Raw genomic sequence first — 15,042 nt, 5'->3', positions numbered from 1 at the left:
GCTCCTCGAACACGCGCCGGATGGCCTGGGAGTGCGCGGCCGTGAGGAGGAACGGGCGGCGCGAGAACCTGTACCCGTAGCAGGAGTACCTGTCGAACGGCGCGCCCCCTCCCAAGACGAGGACGCGAAACCCCCGCCGCGCGAGGAGCGCGCCGGCGGCGAGCGGACCCAATTCCATGCCCATCACTACTACGTCGTAGTAGCTGCCGGTCACAGGATGGCTCCCTCCACGACGACGCGGGCGGCGTCCCCCGACACGGGGACGATCTCGCCGATGATCCGGGCGCCGACACCGAGACGGCCGAGCGCCGCGACCGCGCGATCCGCGTCCGCCGGCGCCACGACGGCCGTCATGCCGATCCCCATGTTGAGCGTGCGTTGCATCTCGATCGGCGCGACCGGCCCCTGCTCCGCGAGCCAAGGGAAGATCGGCGCCACGGGCCACCCCGCCCGCAGGCGGACCCCGAGGCCGTCCGGGAGCGTCCGCGGGATATTCTCGAGGAGCCCGCCGCCGGTGATGTGCGCGAGCGCCTTGACGCGCAGCTCGCGCCGCAGCGCGATCACCGGCTTGACGTAGATGACGGTCGGCACGAGCAGCGCGCGGCCGAGGGTCGTCTCGAAGCCGGCCGGCGTGTCCCCGAGGGAAACGCCGCTCCGCTCGACAATCGCCCGCGCCAGGGAGTAGCCGTTCGAGTGGAGGCCGCTCGACATGAGGCCTATCACCGCGTCCCCGGCGGCGACGCCGGCGCCGGTCAGGATCTCGGACCTCTCGACGACCCCGACGAGGAAGCCCGCGAGGTCGTACTCCCCCGGGTTGTAGAACCCCGGGAGCTCGGCGGTCTCGCCGCCGACGAGCGCGGCGCCCGCCTGCAGGCACCCGTCCGCGATCCCGGCGACGACCTCGGCCGCGGCCTTGGGATCCAGCTTGCTGCAGCCGTAGTAGTCGAGGAAGAACAGCGGCTCGCCGCCCACCGCGAGCACGTCGTTCGCGCACATCGCGACGAGGTCGATGCCGATCGTGCGGTGGTCGTTCATCGCGAACGCGATCTTCAGCTTGGTGCCGACGCCGTCCGTGCCAGCGACGAGCAGCGGCTCCTTGTAGCCCTTCGGCAGCGCGACGAGCGACGCGAAGCCGCCCACACCGGCGAGCACCTCGGGCCGCATCGTGCGCTTCACGGCGGGACCGATCCGGTCGACGAGCTCGTCGCCCGCGTCGATGTCCACTCCGGCTTCCTTGTAGGTGATGTTCGACATGCCGGGACGGTAGTTCACGACCGGTCGGTCGTCAACGGGATCGGCCTCTCCTGCGCCGCACGCGGACGACGAGGAAGATCCCGATCGCGAGGGCGAGCACGGCCGAGGCGGCGATCCCCGCGATCGCGAGGGGGGACAGCGCGGCGTCGGCCTCGAGGGCCTCCTCGAACCTCTCGGGGTCGAACTCCTCGCTCTTGGGCAGCCACCCGTCCCAGGCGACACCCGCGGGGCCGTCCGGGATGCCCTTGCGCTTGAGCTCGATCTCGCCGATCCGGACGAACCCGTCGTCGTCGCCCTTGGCCGCGTCGACCGGGCGGGCGAACTTGCGCGTCTTCAGGTTCTCCATGCGCCAGGAGAGATCGTACACGCCCTCGACCTTGCCCGTGGAGCGCACGAGCGTGCGGTCGACGACGATCTGCCCCTTCTCCCAGAGCGCCGTGATCCACGTGCCGTCCGCGATCGGGTGCGACCACACGAAGCGCCCGTCGCCGCCGCGCTGAACGGCCTTGATCGTCGCCTCCCACCGGCCGCCCTCGGGCGTGCCGGACACCTCGAGCGCGATCTCGGCGACGAACGCGTTGCGCGGCCTGACGGCGTCCGAGCTCCGCCCGCCGAGGATGACGACTCCGTTGTCCAGCTCCACGTCCGCGAACTTCGCGGCCCACCCGGGCTCCGACGCGAGCACGACGTCGGTCTTGCGCGATCGGAACGGCTCGGGGACCGTCCGCGACGAGCCCGCGGCGTGCACCTTCTCGGGATCGGACTTGCGCGCGTGCGGGCGCTTTTCCGGCTGGAGGCGCAGCACCAGGGTCCTTCCCTCGACCGCGAGCGGAACCTTCGGATCGAGCTCGGCGCTCAGCGTCGTCAGGAGCTCCTTGATCTTCTCCCACGCCGCCCCGTCCGCGCGCTCGGTCCGGTTCGACTGGAGGAGGAACGGGTGGATGGTGACCTTCGAGAACCCGCGCGCGTCGAACTCCAGCACGTAGCCGGCGCTGTACCGCATCCTCCCTTGGCCGATCGTGTCGAAGAACAGCGAGCCCATGTCGTAGATGATAGGCTTCCCCTTGTAGACCTCCACGCCGTGGATGTGGTGCGCCGAGTGGCCGAGCACGCCGTCGACGCCGAGGTCGATCACCGCGTGCGCCAGCTCCTTAATCTCCACGGTCGGCCGCTCGGTCCAGTTGTCCCCCCAGTGCGGGGAGAACACGACGAGGTCCGCGTGCTCGCGCGCCTCGGCGACGGGCTTCTCGAGCGCCTCGAGCGCGGGCGCGACCACCAGGGCGTGGAAGATTCCCGGCCTGTCGTCCGTGGCCGCGAAGACCGGGAACTCGGTCTCGAGCGCGATGAACGCGACGACGAGGTCGCCCACCTTGACGTAGGTCGGCTGCGCCGCGGCCTCGGCGTTCTTCCCGGCGCCGGCGCCGGCGATGCCGGTCGCCTCGAGCAGCTCGAGCTCCTCGAGCAGCGCGTCCGGGCCGAAGTCCATGGCGTGGTTGTTCGCCACGGTCACGACGTCGATCCCGGCCTCGGCGAGCACGTCGAGCAGCTCGGGGCGCGCGCGGTACAGGAACGGCCGGTGCTCGCCCTTGTCCCAGAAGCGGCCCCGCGTGGACACGACGCACTCGAGGTTCACGATCGCGACGTCGGCTCCGGACGTGAGATCCGAGACCGCCTCGAACGCCCACTTCGGGCCCACCTCGGAGATCTTCTGCGGCACCCAGCGGCCGAGGTTGACGTCGCCGCCCGCGAACATGGTGTAGCTCTTCCCGGCCGCGTCCGCCGAGCCGGGCGCGATCGCCGCCGCGATGGTGAACGCGGCGATCCAGGGAGATATCTTCTTCATTCGACTTTGGTAGCACCCGACCCCGCGCCGGTCAACGCCGCCGCAGGGCGAACTCGACGAGGCGAGAGAGCGGGGGCGCGACGACGAACGCGAGCGCGAACAGCGCGAGCTCGATCGCGCCGGCGAGGAGAGCGCCGAGCTCCGGCCGCGCGAACGTGAGGCCCGCCCACGCGTCGACGGCGAAGAACGCTGCCCACAGCCCGACGGCGAGCGCCAATATCGCGATCCACGCCGCGGCCCGCGAGCGCGGGTCCGTCCCGGGAGCGCCGTTCCCCGCCGAGCCGTCACCGCGCATCGCGCTTCCTCCGCTTCTCGTCCTCGCCCACGCGGACCGCGCCGAGCGCCGCCCGCCCCTCGCCGTCGCGCGGGCCCTCCTCCGCGAGGACGCGGCCCCCGTCGCACACGAGGTAGAGCCGCGCGCCGTAGCTCCCCGGCTCGATCCGCTTCGCGCGCTTGTGCGGGCCGCGCAGCTCGACGCCGACCCCGTCGTTGACGATGCGGCCGAGCGGCCACCTCGCCAAAGGCAGCGAGCCGCTCACGAACGGCATGCGCGCGTCGTACACGGCGGCGCCGGCCGCGTCGGCGAGCTGGAAGACGAACACGCACTCCTCCCGCACCCTCCCCTTCGTCCGGAAGTAGAGCTGGAAGTGCGCCGGCGCGTCCCGGCTGACGAGCCGCGCGCCGAGGTCGATCGCCACGAGCTCCACGCCGTTCTCGAACACGACGCCCGTCCGCTCCGCGCCCGCGGGCACGCCCTCCGACGTCAGCTGCGCCGTCGCCTCACGCAGATCCCGATCCGCGTAGATGTCGGTCCAGGCGAGGAGGCGCCGCTTCATGGCGTCGAACCGCTCCCGCTCCTCGGCGGCGACGCTCCGCGTCTCCTCGGAATCGCGCTCGAGGTCGAAGAGCTTGTAGGTGCCGGTCTTGACGTTCGACACGAGCTTCCAGCGCTGCCCGATGATCCCCCGCACGTCCGGCGCGCTCATGCGCCCGTACCGGATCTCCGCCGTGATCTCCCGGTCCGCCGGGCAGGGTGCGCCCGCGGCGTCCGGGACGAGCGAGGCGCCGGACATCCCGTGCGCGCCGCCGTCCACGCCGACGAGGTTCAGGATCGTCGGCGCCACGTCGACGTTGCCGGTGACGCAGGCGGAGACCGCGGGGCCGAGCCCCGGCGAGCGGACGAGCAGCGGGATCCGCGCGACCTCCTCGTACAGGCTCGAGCCGTGGCCGCTCCGCCCGTGCTCGCCGAAGAGCTCGCCGTGATCGCCGGTCACGACGAGCATGGTGTCGTCCGCGATCCCGAGCCGCTCGAGCGCGTCGGCGATCCGGCCGATCGTGCGATCCACGTACCAGATCTCGCTGTCGTACCTATCGAGGACCCCGTCGCCGAAGTCCGGGCCCTCGGGGTGCTTGAGGAAGCTCGCGTGGGCGTCCATCAGGTGCGCCCACACGAAGAACCGCTCGTCCTTGTGCCGCTCGATCCACCGCGACAGCCGCGCGGCGAGCTTGTCGCCCGTGGAGATCTTCCGGAACACCGACTCGGGGTAGAGGAGCGCGTCGTCCTTCTCGGCAAAACCCTGGTCCCAGCCCCACTTCGGCGTGAGGAAGCGGTGCGTCACGAGCACCGCGGTGTGAAACCCCTTCTCCCGCGCGAGGATCTCGGGGAGCGTGTCCACGGAGTCGAGCACGCCGTACGGGCTCGTGCGGCGGTCCCAGGGGATCTCGCCTATCGTGCGGCCGGTCAGGAGCACCGGCAGCGAGAGGTGCGTCGTCGGCGCCGAGGAGTACGCCCTCTCGAACAGGACGGACTTCGCGGCGAGCTCCTGCAGCCGCGGCGTGGTCGGCCGGCCGTACCCGTAGACCCCGAGGTGGTCCGCGCGGAACGTGTCGACGCTGAGCAGGATCACGGAGCGCGGCTCGCGGGCGCCCTCCGGAAGCGGCACGAAGGTGGGTCTCTCGGGCCAGGGCGCCACGGGCGCCGAGTCGCCGTCGCGGCAGTTCTCGTCGATCCCGTTGCCAGGGATCTCGATCGCCTCGGGGTTGACGTCGTCCCGGCGGTCGTCGCAGTCGCCGCCGCCGAACCGCGACGAGAAGCCGTCGCGATCCGCGTCCGTCGCGATCATGGCGAGCCGCATCGCCCAGCTCGCCGGGCGCCAGCCCTCGCCGACGGCCTCGCGCAGCCGGTCGCTCGAGTCGAGCGCCGCGAGGGCGAGGAACCCGGCGACGAGGCCCGCCGCGCAGGTGATCACGATCGCGCGGACGTTGCGCTCGAGCCTGGGCAGGAGGAGCGCCGCGCCGCAGCACGCCGGAACGAGGGCGCCCAGCAGGACGAGATCCCACACGCCGGCCACGTCGAGCTCCGGGCGGAAGGCCGCCGAGACGCCGACGCCGACTACGGCGATCGCGGCGAACACCCAGCCGACGGTTCGACGGCCGAGCCTGCGCCCCTTGCCCTCTCCGAAGCGGCGCACGACAAGCGACGCGAGCCCCCAGCCGACGGCGAGCGCCGCGAGGTCCGCGGTCGCGGCGGCGTGCGGCGCGTTAGGCGCGAGGTGGGCGCGGAGCGGGACGGCGGCGGCGAGCGGCGCGAGAAAGGCCGCGAGGGCGACGGCGACGACCCGGATCGGGGAGGCGGCGGCCCGGGCGATCACGCCGGCGAAGAGGGAGCGCGCGGGGCCGAGCGCGGTCGCGGCCCAAAGCCCGACGCAGAGCGCGAGCCCTGCGACCGCGCCGAGCGCGAGCGCGGCGCCGAGCGCGACGAGCGCGGCGAAGAAGGTCGGCCCCCCCCCGTCCCCGCTGACGAACCGGGCGACGCCGTCGGCGAGCGCGAGCCCCGCGACGCCGATCACCGCCGCGAGGAAGGCGCGCGCGTCGACCATCCGGACGTTCTATGACAACCCCAAAGGAAAGAGGACAAGATCCGCGTTCGATGTTAGAAAAACCTTCGTCTTGACGATGCGTGACAAACGGCCCTCGGCCCGGGGCGTCGCCGCGGCGATCGCCGCCTTCGCCCTGTGCGCTCCGCTCGCCTCGCAGGCGGACGCGTGGCCCGCGCCGGTCGAGCGATCCGGACCGGACGTCCCCGCGCCCCGGGAGATCGACGCGCTCGCCGCGCTCCAGGGCGCCTACGTGCCGGCCGGCGCCCTGCCGAAGGCGACCGGGACGTTCGGCGGCGTCTTCACGTGGTGCTTCGCGCCCGTCGCGCGGCTCGGCCTGTTCGGGCGGCACGAGGTCTCCGGGCTCGTGTGGGGGAACCTCTCGATGCTCGCCGTCGGCCACGAGCTCGGGCTGCGCTACGCCGCGGCGCGACACCTCTCCTTCGAGACCGCGTTCCTCACCCACCGCGTGGACCGCGTGTGGGTCGACGACTTCGAGACGCGCCCGGGCGGCGTCGCGGACATCGGCGGCGAGGCGGGCGTGTGGTTCCCGTTCGCGCCGCACGGGAGGATCCGTCTGGACGCGCACCTGCTCCTGCGGATGTTCGACGTGTACAAGGACACGCAGGGCGCGCTCGGGGCCGGGGCCCGGGTGACGCTGCTCGTCGCCCGCGGCCACTCGGTGGCGCTCGAGCTCACCGCGATCCGGGCGCAGCGCAGCCGCCCGCGCGCCGGCGTCGACCGGACCACGTGGAACGCGATCGGCGACGTCTCCTGGCGGTTCCGGCTCAAAGGCCGCCTCGGCGGGCTCGTCGGCGCGCGCGTCTCGACGAGCATGCTCGTCGGCGTGCAGCCGATGCTCGAGCTCAAGCGGTCGATGATCGAGGAGCCGATGGCGGTGGGCTACCTGGGGCTCTACTTCGGCGGGTGAGAAGAGGGCTTCCGAGCGAATCCCGATGACCGCGGGAACAAGTCCCGCGGTCAGGATTCTCCTCCGCGGCAAGCCGCTCCGGAGTCAAGCCCGCAGGGCTTTGCCATCCTGACCGCGCTCCTATGGGGCGCGGCCGAAGGCCGGGAGAGTCTGAAGGAACCCTACGCCGCGGCCGAAGGCGAGACCTCCCCTACTCTACGATCGAGTCCTCGTCGACGTTCACCGTGGTGTCGTCGTGCCCCGAGATGCCGGGCAGGATCTCCCACGCGTCGCCGTTGTGGCTGACGTTGTCCCGGATGACCGAGTCCTCGATGTTGATGGTGCCGTCGTGGTTGTTGCTCACGAAGAAGATCGCCGGGCCGTAGGCGTTCGCCTCGTTGCGCTCGATGTCGGCGCCGCACAGGGAGAGCGTCATCGTGTTGCCGTCGTTGTAGATCGCGCCGCCGCTGCCGCCGCCGGGTCCGTCCACGGCCGGGTTGCCGCCCGAGCCTATCGCCCTGTTGTCCGAGAGCACGCTGTTCAGGATCGTCCACGACACGCCGATGCTGCTCACCGCGCCGCCGTTCGAGCAGGCGTTGGCGAAGTCCGCGGCCCCGCCGAACGTCGAGTGCACGACGTACACCTCTTGATCCTGGTACTGGTCGAACACGCGGATGCCCGCGCCGCCCACGTCCGGCCCGGTGTCGGCGCAGACGTTGCGGAAGAACCGGCAGTTGATCGCCTTGAACCGGCCGCCGCGCACCCAGACGGCGCCGCCGCCGTCGTACTCGGTCTCGCCGCGCGAGTCCGCGTCCGCGAACGTGAGGTTCTGCACCGTGAGCCGCGGGTGGTCCTGGTCGTTGCAGTGATCGGTCGTCCAGACCAGGTCCGGGTCGCACGTGTTCATGTAGAGGATGCGCCGCGCGTTGGCGCCGCTCAGGATCACCTTGGAGCCGCCGTCGATGACGATCTCCGGGCCCGTGTCGTTGAAGATCCTGGCGGTCTCCTCCATGACGATGGTCACGGGATCCGGGCCGCAGTCGAACGTGATGACCCCGCCCTGCGCGACCGCCGCCACCACCGCCGCGCTCGTGCAGCTCTCGGGCGTGCCGTCGCCTATCACGTGGTCCGGGGCGCTCACGTCCTCCTCCATCGCCTCGTCCGGCACCGGGCAGTTCGCGGCCGGGTTGCCCGCCTCGGGCAGGTCGTCCCCCCAGTCGGTGTACTCGACGTTCTCGTTCAGGCCGTCGCCGCCCGAGCAGCCCCAAGCGACAAGGCAGGCCGTCCCCACGAATGACACCCACGCGTTCTTCTTCATCGAGGCTCCCTCCCGGTGCGAGTCGCGGGGACCATTAGAGCACTTTTTCGCCACGGATGCATCGGATGAGGCCGGGGGGCTTCCCCAGCCCGCGCAGATCCTGCGCGGGTTTAGCGAGCACCCGGGCGGCTGTTTCCTCCAGCCCGCGCAGATCCTGCGCGGGTTCTTTCGCGCCGGAGAAAGGCGCCCGTTGACCCTTCGCTGCCCGCGCAAAATCTGCGCGGGCTGGAGAAACAGAACTGTGTGTTCTACCGCCCGAAGATCGAGCGCGGGCGGACGCGGTTCTCCGCGGAGCGGGAGGGCTTGTCCCAGGGCGTGGCGCGGTGCATGTCCGTGCCGAGGACGTCGACGAGCCCCTTGACGTACAGCCAGCGCGCCATCTCGCCGCGGTGGCTCGTCTTGGGCAGGTGGAAGGACGGGTGGTTCACCTGGAAGCGGAACCCGGTCTGCCGGAGCTGCTCCGCCCGGCCGCGGTCCTGCTGCAGGTACCTGTACCGCTCGACGTGCGCGAGCAGCGGCGTGTACCCGGCGGACTGGAGGCGGAACCCGATCTCCTCGAGGATCATCGGCTCCTGCTCGACCGGCGACTCGAACAGGACGTACTTCTCCTCGCCGAACGCGAGCAGATCCCTGCGCTCGATCCGCGCGACGAGCTCCGGCTCGGCGTAGTACTCCGCGCCGGCCACCACCTCGATCCCGAGCCCGGACGCCGAGAGCAGCCGCTTGAGCTTCTCGACCGCCTCGACGATCCTGTCGGTCGAGTTCGGGTAGACGTCCGAGATCACGTGCGGCGTGGCGACGACCGTATGGACGCCCATCTCGCACAGGAGCCGCGCGATGGCGAGCGAGCCGTGCTCGTCCTTGGGCCCGTCGTCGATCCCCGGCAGGACGTGGCAGTGCGCGTCCGTCCCGCCCATGGGCGGGGGATCGATGAGGCCGTCACGCCGAATGAACAACGAAAACATGCACGCTCCACAGTCGAACGGACGAGACTGCGAACCCCGACGAACGGCGCCCCAAGCGCCGCCGGCCTAGAGCGCCACGCCCCGCGTGAACGTCTCGACCGTGAAGTACCCGTTCTCGATCACGGTGATCGTCGCGGTGTACGTGTTCGACGTGTTGATCGTGTACCCGTCGAAGCTGTTGTAGAACGTCACGGTGACGGAGGTGCCGTCCTCGGCCGCGGCGACGTTGTACTCGCCGACCGCGTTCGGCGTGTCCGAAACCGCGGTGCCTTCGGTCAGCTCGTAGCTGACGCCCGTGTCGGTGCTGGCGACGGTCAGGCCGATCCCGCCCGAGTAGAGCACCGTCTGCAGATCGTCGGCCTGCGCCATCTCGAGCGGCTGCGCCGAGAAGTCGAAGGTCATCGTGCCGTTGGTGACGCCCAGGGCAACCGGGCACGGGTCCGCGATCACGGCGCTCAGGGTGATGAGGCCCCCGCCGCTGTCGTCGTCACCGCAGCTGATTGCGAACACGGACATCACGGCCGCGAAAAACACGCAGGACAATACACGTCGATTCATCTCCCCACTCCTTTGATGGACCGCACCCGGCGCGGTTCCTGACGACTTGTTTCGGATTCGGACAAACTACCTCTCTTCTGGAACTAGTCAACCATTTTCTGCATCATCCCGGTCGAGATCGCACGCTGCTTCGGCTGCGGCACCGGTAAAAGTCGCCCAAATCGACCACAATGACGAAGTTAACTGACGATGCAAAATGCCGCTGCGAACGTTCACACCAGCCGCGCCGTCGAACACCGCCGTCGAGATCGCAGCCATCGAGGCTCAACAAAGGGTGGGGGCTCTCCCTCATTCGTCTTCTGAACCATATTGTTGAAAACCCCGGAACGAAATGCAATAGTCCCGTTCCATGACGGTCAGGGTGCTCGAGCTCCGGCGCGCCGCTTGCGCCGCCGTACTGCTCGCCGCGGCGGCGATGCCCGCGTGCGGCCCCCACCCGCAGGGCAAAGAGGGCAAGATCGAGGATCTGTACGCCGATCCGGAGGCGGACGGGGAGGCAACCCCCCTGTCGAGCGCGGCGCTGACCGTGGAGAAGATCGAGACCGAGCTCCCGGCGCAGGTCGACGAGTACAAGATCGGCCCGAACGACGTGCTCAACATCGTCGTTCTCGAGCACGAGGAGCTCTCCTCCATCCGCGACTTCAACAAGGGGATCGTCGGCACGGTGGTCAAGAAGGACGGCTTCATCTACGTGCCGATCATCGGCAAGGTGCAGGCCGCGGGCTACACGGTGCAGGAGTTCCAGGAGGTCCTGCAGGAGCACCTGCGGAAGTACGTCGTGGACCCCCAGCTCTCGGTCGACATCCTCAAGTACGAGTCGCAGAAGTTCTACGTGCTCGGCTTCGTGAAGGAGCCGGGCGCGTTCCCGGTCGACGGCAACACGCGGCTGCTCGAGGCGATCGGCCTCGCCAAGGGGGTGCTCCCCGAGGGCGCCATCGACCGCGGCTACTTCGTGCGCGGCCGGTCGCTCCTGCCCATCGACCTCGCGGACCTCCTGCTGCGCGGCGACACCTCGCGCAACGTCTACATGCAGGACGGCGACCTCGTGTACATCCCGAGCGGCAAGGATCAGAAGGTCTACGTGCTCGGCGAGGTGGTGCGGCCGGGCGCGGTGCCGCTCGAGAACGGCCGCCTGAGCCTCGCGCAGGCGATCGCCGAGGTCGGCGGCATCCTGCCGGTCGAGGCGCGGAAGCGGAGCATCAAGCTGATCCGCGGATCGTGGCAGGAGCCGACCGTGTACACGCTCCAGTACGACACCATCCTGGAGACGGGCGACCGGATCATCCTGCGCGCCGGCGACAGGGTCGTGGTGGCGCCGACCGGGCTCACGCAGCTCAGCCGCTACATGCAGCAGATCCTGCCGCTGCTCACCGGCGCCGACACCTCGCTCGACATCGCCGGCAAGTCGAAGGCGCTGGCGGAGTGACAGGAGCACGATTGACCCCGGAGCCCACCCAGCACGAGCAAGGCAAGCAGACCGGCGGCGGCGACGTCCCGCTCACCGAGTACCTGCTCGTGCTCCTGGACGAGTGGCGCACGCTCCTCTTTCCCGTCGTGCTCGCCGCGCTCGCCGCGGCCGGGTATCTGCTCACGGCCGTGCCGCGCTACAGCTCGTCCGGCGTGGTGCAGGTCTCGTCCGAGGACAACTCGACCACCTCGATGCTGTTCGATCTGACCGGCATGGGCCGGCCGTCGCCGGTCGAGACCGAGGTGGAGATCCTGCGCTCGCGGAGCATCATCGCGAACGCGGCGCGCAAGGTGGGGCTGAACATCGACCAGGAGATGCCGCCGTACATCTTCGACTTGGGCGTCTCCCTGTTCGGCAAGTCGCCGGTGAGCCCGGAGCTCAAGGCGCTGCGGCACGTCGTGCGCGACGTGACGGTCGAGGACTGGGTCGACCGCGTCCTGGACGCCGAGCTCCAGGTGGCCGCGGACGGGAGCGTGACCGCGAAGGTCCAGGGCGCGGCGAAGTCCACCGTGCCGCCGGGCGGAACGTACGACGCGGAGGGCGTCAGCTTCCGTGTTGCCGAGCACCGGGGCGAGCGGCCTTCGGGGACGACCGCCGTGAAGCTCGTGCCCGACGACATCATCATGGAGAACCTGCTCAAGCGGATGTCCATAGAGGCAATGGGGGGCCGTAAGGAGACGAACCTCGTGCGCGTCTCCATGAGCTACGAGGATCGCGCCGTGGCCCGCGACCTCGTGAACGCGGTGATGGACGACTACCTCGAGTTCGCGCTCTCGTGGCGCACCGAGCGAGCGGACAAGACCGCCAAGTTCGTGGAGGGCCAGCTCGAGGCGGTGCGGCAGAGCCTCGAGGCGGTGGAGCTCGAGCTACAGGGGTTCATCGAGAGCGCGGGCGCGGTGGCGCTCCCCGAGCAGGCGACCGGCCTCATCGAGGGCGGCGCGGAGCTCGAGCTCGAGCTGCGCAAGACGCGCATCCAGGAGGATCTCCTCTCCATGGTGTCGTCCGAGATGTCGCGCGCCGAGAGGAAGAACCAGCCGGTCGCGCTCTCGGGCGACTTCCTGTTCGACGACGAGCTGCTCGGCAAGTCGATAGGCCTGCTCAACGAGCTCGAGATGAAGCGCGAGACGCTGCTCGCGGACGCGACCGCGACGCACCCGGAGGTGAAGCGGCTCGAGGAGGAGATCCGCCGCGTCCGGGGCCAGGTGCACGAGTACATCCAGGCGTCGCGCGACAGGATCCGCGAGCGGCGCCACGGCATCGCCAAGGCGCTCGACGACATCCAGGGCGAGCTCTCCATGTTCCCGGACAAGGAGCGCCGGATGGCGACCCTGCGCCGCAACCTCGAGGTGAGCCAGGAGCTGTACACGTTCCTGCTGACAAAGCTCGAGGAGTCGCGGATCCTGCGCGCCTCCACCACCACCGACAAGCGGATCGTCGACTCGGCGACCACGGCGTACAAGCGCGAGACGCCCAAGCGGATGACGACGATCGGCCTCGCGCTCGCCGTGGGGCTCATGCTCGGCGTCGGGCTCGTGTTCCTGCGCCGGGCGTTCGATCCGAGGATTCGCGACGAGGAAGAGGCGAAGGCGATCACGCGCATCCCGGTGTACGGCGCGATCCCGAACCTCAAGCACCTCGGGCTCATCAACGGCAAGCAGGCGGCGATCGATCCGATCTGGGAGGCGCCCAAGGGGCCGGGCGCCGAGTCGTTCCGCACGCTGCGCACGAACGTCGAGTTCGCACAGGTCGGCGACAAGAGGCTCCAGGTCGTGCAGGTGACGTCGTCCGAGCCGGGCGAGGGCAAGTCGACCGTGATCGCGAACCTCGCGGTGGCGCTCGCCAAGGCCGGGCACCGCGTCATCGTCGTGGATCTCGACTTGAGGAAGCCGGTGCAGCACAGGTTCTGGGGCGTCCCGCGCACGCCCGGGCTCACGGATCACATCGTCGGCCGCACCGCGCTGCCGCTGCACGACGTCCAGAAGTGGGGCGTGCACGTCGTGCCGGCCGGCCACGAGCCGCCCGAGTCGCAGCGGCTGCTCGCGTCCGAGAGCCTCGCGACGCTCGTCGCGAGGTGGCGCACGGAGTACGACTACGTCCTGCTCGACACGCCGCCCCTGCTCATCGCCGACTCGCTCGTCATCTCGCGGCTCTCGGACATGGTGCTGTTCGTCGTGCGGCCGCGCCTCTGCCGCAGGGCCGCCATCAAGATGGCGAGCCAGACCTGCCGCAAGATGGATCTCGTGCGCGGCGTCGTGATCAACGGCGTCCTCACCCGCCGCGGCGGCTACTACCACTACTACCGCGGCTCCTACTACGGATCGAAGACCACGGACACGCAGGAGAGCTGATTCGCCGGGGTTTTCTTGATTCCAGCCCGCGCAGATCCTGCGCGGGTATCAAAAAGGTTTCGTCGGTCTCTGTGTTCTCCCAGCCCGTGCAGATCCTGCACGGGCAAAAAAAATGGATGCTGGTCTCGTTCCGGACCCGCGCGGGATCCGCGCGGGCTGGGGAAATGGCTCCCTGGGTCCTCTCGAATCCCGCGCAGGATCTGCGCGGGTTGGGGAATCTCTAGATCGGCTGCCTGGCCTTGGCGCGCCACTCCGCCGGGCGGGACGGCTTGTCCCACCGCGTGGCGCGGTGCAGGTCCGTGCCGAGCACGTCCACGAAGCCCTTGACGTAGAGCGAGCGCGCCATCTCGCCGCGGCGGCTCGTCCTGGGCAGGTGGAACGACGGGTGGTTCACCTGGAAGCGGACGCCTATCTCGCGCAGCCGCGCGACGGCGTCGGGATCGCCCCGCAGGAACTCGTACCGCTCGGCGTGCGCGAGGAGCGGCGTGTAGCCCGCTGATGCGAGAGAGAACGCGATCTCCTCGAGGATCATGGGCCGGCGCTCGACAGGCGACTCGAAGAGGACGTAGCGCTCGGCAAAGGACGCGAGGAGGTCCCGGCGGTCGATCCTGTCGAGCAGCTCCTGCTCCGCGTAGTACTCGGCCCCGGCCTCGACCTCGAGCGCGAGCCCGGAGGCTCTGAACAGCTCCTGCGTCGCCCTCGCCGCCTCCACGATCCGCGCGGTCGAGTTCGGGTAGACGTCGGAGATCACGTGCGGCGTCGCGACGACCCTGCGCACGCCCATCTCGAGGAGGAGCCGCGCCATCGCGAGCGCGCCGCGGTCGTCCTTGGGGCCGTCGTCGAGCCCGGGCAGGATGTGGCAGTGCGCGTCCGTCTCGCCCACGGGCGGGGGATCGATGAGGCCGTCGCGCCTAATGAAGAATGACAGCATGCGCGCCTCGCGCTACGGCACCACGGTCACTTGCCGGACGAACGTCTCGGTGACGAAGAACTCGTTCTCCAGCACCTCGACCGTCGCCGAGTAGTCGCCGTCCGCGCGGATGCTCGTCCCCTGGAACCAGTTGTAGAACTCGACCGTCACGATCGCGCCGTCCTCGGACGCGGCGACGAGAAACTCGCCGACCTGATCGGGCGTCGACGCGACGTTCGTCCCCTCGTTCAGGTTGTGGGTGACGCCCGTCTCGTCGTTGACGACCGTCACGCCGATGCCGCCCGTGTAGAGGAAGTAGGTGAGATCCTCCTGCTTCTCCAGGTCGAGCGGGTGCGCGGAGAAGTCGAACGTCATCTTGCCGTTGACCAGCCCCACCGTGAGCTCGACCGGGTCCGGGATCAGCGCGCTCAACGCCGTCTTGCCGGCCCCCTCCGAGTCGTCGCAGCCCGCCGCGAGCGCCGTGGAAATGGCGGCCGCGAACAGGACGTTCAGGATGACGTGTCGTCGCATGTGAATCCCCTCCATCCGGCGGGCCTCTCGGAAGCGGGCCCAAAATTTGACCTCGAAAGTC

At 70.0% G+C, this 15,042-nt stretch carries 14 protein-coding genes; 3 read left to right on the top strand and 11 right to left on the bottom strand.

Features of this window, described 5'->3' with window-relative positions:
- The 5 genes from M0R80_20060 to M0R80_20040 form a co-directional block, all read right to left on the bottom strand.
- Positions 1–214: phytoene dehydrogenase (locus tag M0R80_20060; GenBank protein MCK9461932.1), on the bottom strand; the 214-nt coding region annotated here is incomplete at its 3' end.
- Positions 211–1,254, bottom strand: coding sequence for a phosphoribosylformylglycinamidine cyclo-ligase (gene purM, locus M0R80_20055; protein MCK9461931.1), 1,044 nt, complete (start codon positions 1,252–1,254; stop codon positions 211–213). The genes M0R80_20060 and purM, both read right to left, overlap by 4 nt.
- 31 nt (positions 1,255–1,285) lie before the next feature.
- Entirely contained in the window at positions 1,286–3,097 is a 1,812-nt protein-coding gene (locus tag M0R80_20050) for a CapA family protein (protein ID MCK9461930.1), read from the bottom strand.
- A gap of 31 nt (positions 3,098–3,128) precedes the next feature.
- Positions 3,129–3,392, bottom strand: coding sequence for a hypothetical protein (locus tag M0R80_20045; protein MCK9461929.1), 264 nt, complete (start codon positions 3,390–3,392; stop codon positions 3,129–3,131).
- Positions 3,382–5,976, bottom strand: coding sequence for a sulfatase (locus tag M0R80_20040; GenBank protein ID MCK9461928.1), 2,595 nt, complete (start codon positions 5,974–5,976; stop codon positions 3,382–3,384). Before M0R80_20040 ends, M0R80_20045 begins: the two co-directional genes overlap by 11 nt.
- Before the next feature lie 76 nt (positions 5,977–6,052).
- On the opposite strand from M0R80_20040, the gene M0R80_20035 reads away from it, so the two are divergent.
- The gene (locus M0R80_20035; GenBank protein MCK9461927.1) at positions 6,053–6,904 is read left to right on the top strand and encodes a hypothetical protein; all 852 of its coding nucleotides are present in this window, start codon (positions 6,053–6,055) and stop codon (positions 6,902–6,904) included.
- Between the two features lie 190 nt (positions 6,905–7,094).
- Here the strand turns inward: M0R80_20035 and M0R80_20030 are convergent, their stop codons facing one another.
- The 4 genes from M0R80_20030 to M0R80_20015 all read right to left on the bottom strand — a co-directional run bounded on the left by M0R80_20030 (position 7,095) and on the right by M0R80_20015 (position 9,982).
- Complete coding sequence (locus M0R80_20030) at positions 7,095–8,201, bottom strand: hypothetical protein (GenBank protein ID MCK9461926.1); 1,107 nt, start codon at positions 8,199–8,201, stop codon at positions 7,095–7,097.
- Between the two features lie 248 nt (positions 8,202–8,449).
- Complete coding sequence (locus M0R80_20025) at positions 8,450–9,166, bottom strand: capsular biosynthesis protein (protein ID MCK9461925.1); 717 nt, start codon at positions 9,164–9,166, stop codon at positions 8,450–8,452.
- A 66-nt stretch (positions 9,167–9,232) separates the two neighbouring features.
- Positions 9,233–9,724 (bottom strand): hypothetical protein, encoded by a 492-nt coding sequence (locus M0R80_20020; GenBank protein MCK9461924.1) that lies wholly within the window; start codon positions 9,722–9,724, stop codon positions 9,233–9,235.
- A gap of 87 nt (positions 9,725–9,811) precedes the next feature.
- On the bottom strand, positions 9,812–9,982 hold the full coding sequence (locus M0R80_20015; protein ID MCK9461923.1) for a hypothetical protein: 171 nt from the start codon (positions 9,980–9,982) through the stop codon (positions 9,812–9,814).
- Positions 9,983–10,073: 91 nt separating this feature from the next.
- On the opposite strand from M0R80_20015, the gene M0R80_20010 reads away from it, so the two are divergent.
- Together M0R80_20010 and M0R80_20005 are read left to right on the top strand one after the other, a co-directional pair.
- Positions 10,074–11,150 (top strand): polysaccharide biosynthesis/export family protein, encoded by a 1,077-nt coding sequence (locus M0R80_20010; GenBank protein MCK9461922.1) that lies wholly within the window; start codon positions 10,074–10,076, stop codon positions 11,148–11,150.
- 11 nt (positions 11,151–11,161) lie between these two features.
- Entirely contained in the window at positions 11,162–13,540 is a 2,379-nt protein-coding gene (locus tag M0R80_20005; GenBank protein ID MCK9461921.1) for a polysaccharide biosynthesis tyrosine autokinase, read from the top strand.
- 220 nt (positions 13,541–13,760) lie between these two features.
- Here the strand turns inward: M0R80_20005 and M0R80_20000 are convergent, their stop codons facing one another.
- Both M0R80_20000 and M0R80_19995 read right to left on the bottom strand, forming a co-directional pair.
- Positions 13,761–14,471 carry a hypothetical protein gene (locus M0R80_20000; GenBank protein ID MCK9461920.1) on the bottom strand — a complete coding sequence of 237 codons (711 nt, stop codon included), beginning with the start codon at positions 14,469–14,471 and terminating at the stop codon, positions 13,761–13,763.
- Positions 14,472–14,483: 12 nt separating this feature from the next.
- Complete coding sequence (locus M0R80_19995; protein ID MCK9461919.1) at positions 14,484–14,981, bottom strand: hypothetical protein; 498 nt, start codon at positions 14,979–14,981, stop codon at positions 14,484–14,486.
- Positions 14,982–15,042 lie beyond the last annotated feature (61 nt).

This window comes from Pseudomonadota bacterium (genome assembly GCA_023229365.1).
GTDB lineage: Bacteria > Myxococcota_A > Polyangia > JAAYKL01 > JAAYKL01 > JALNZK01.
This window is presented reverse-complemented; position numbering and strand designations above follow the sequence as displayed.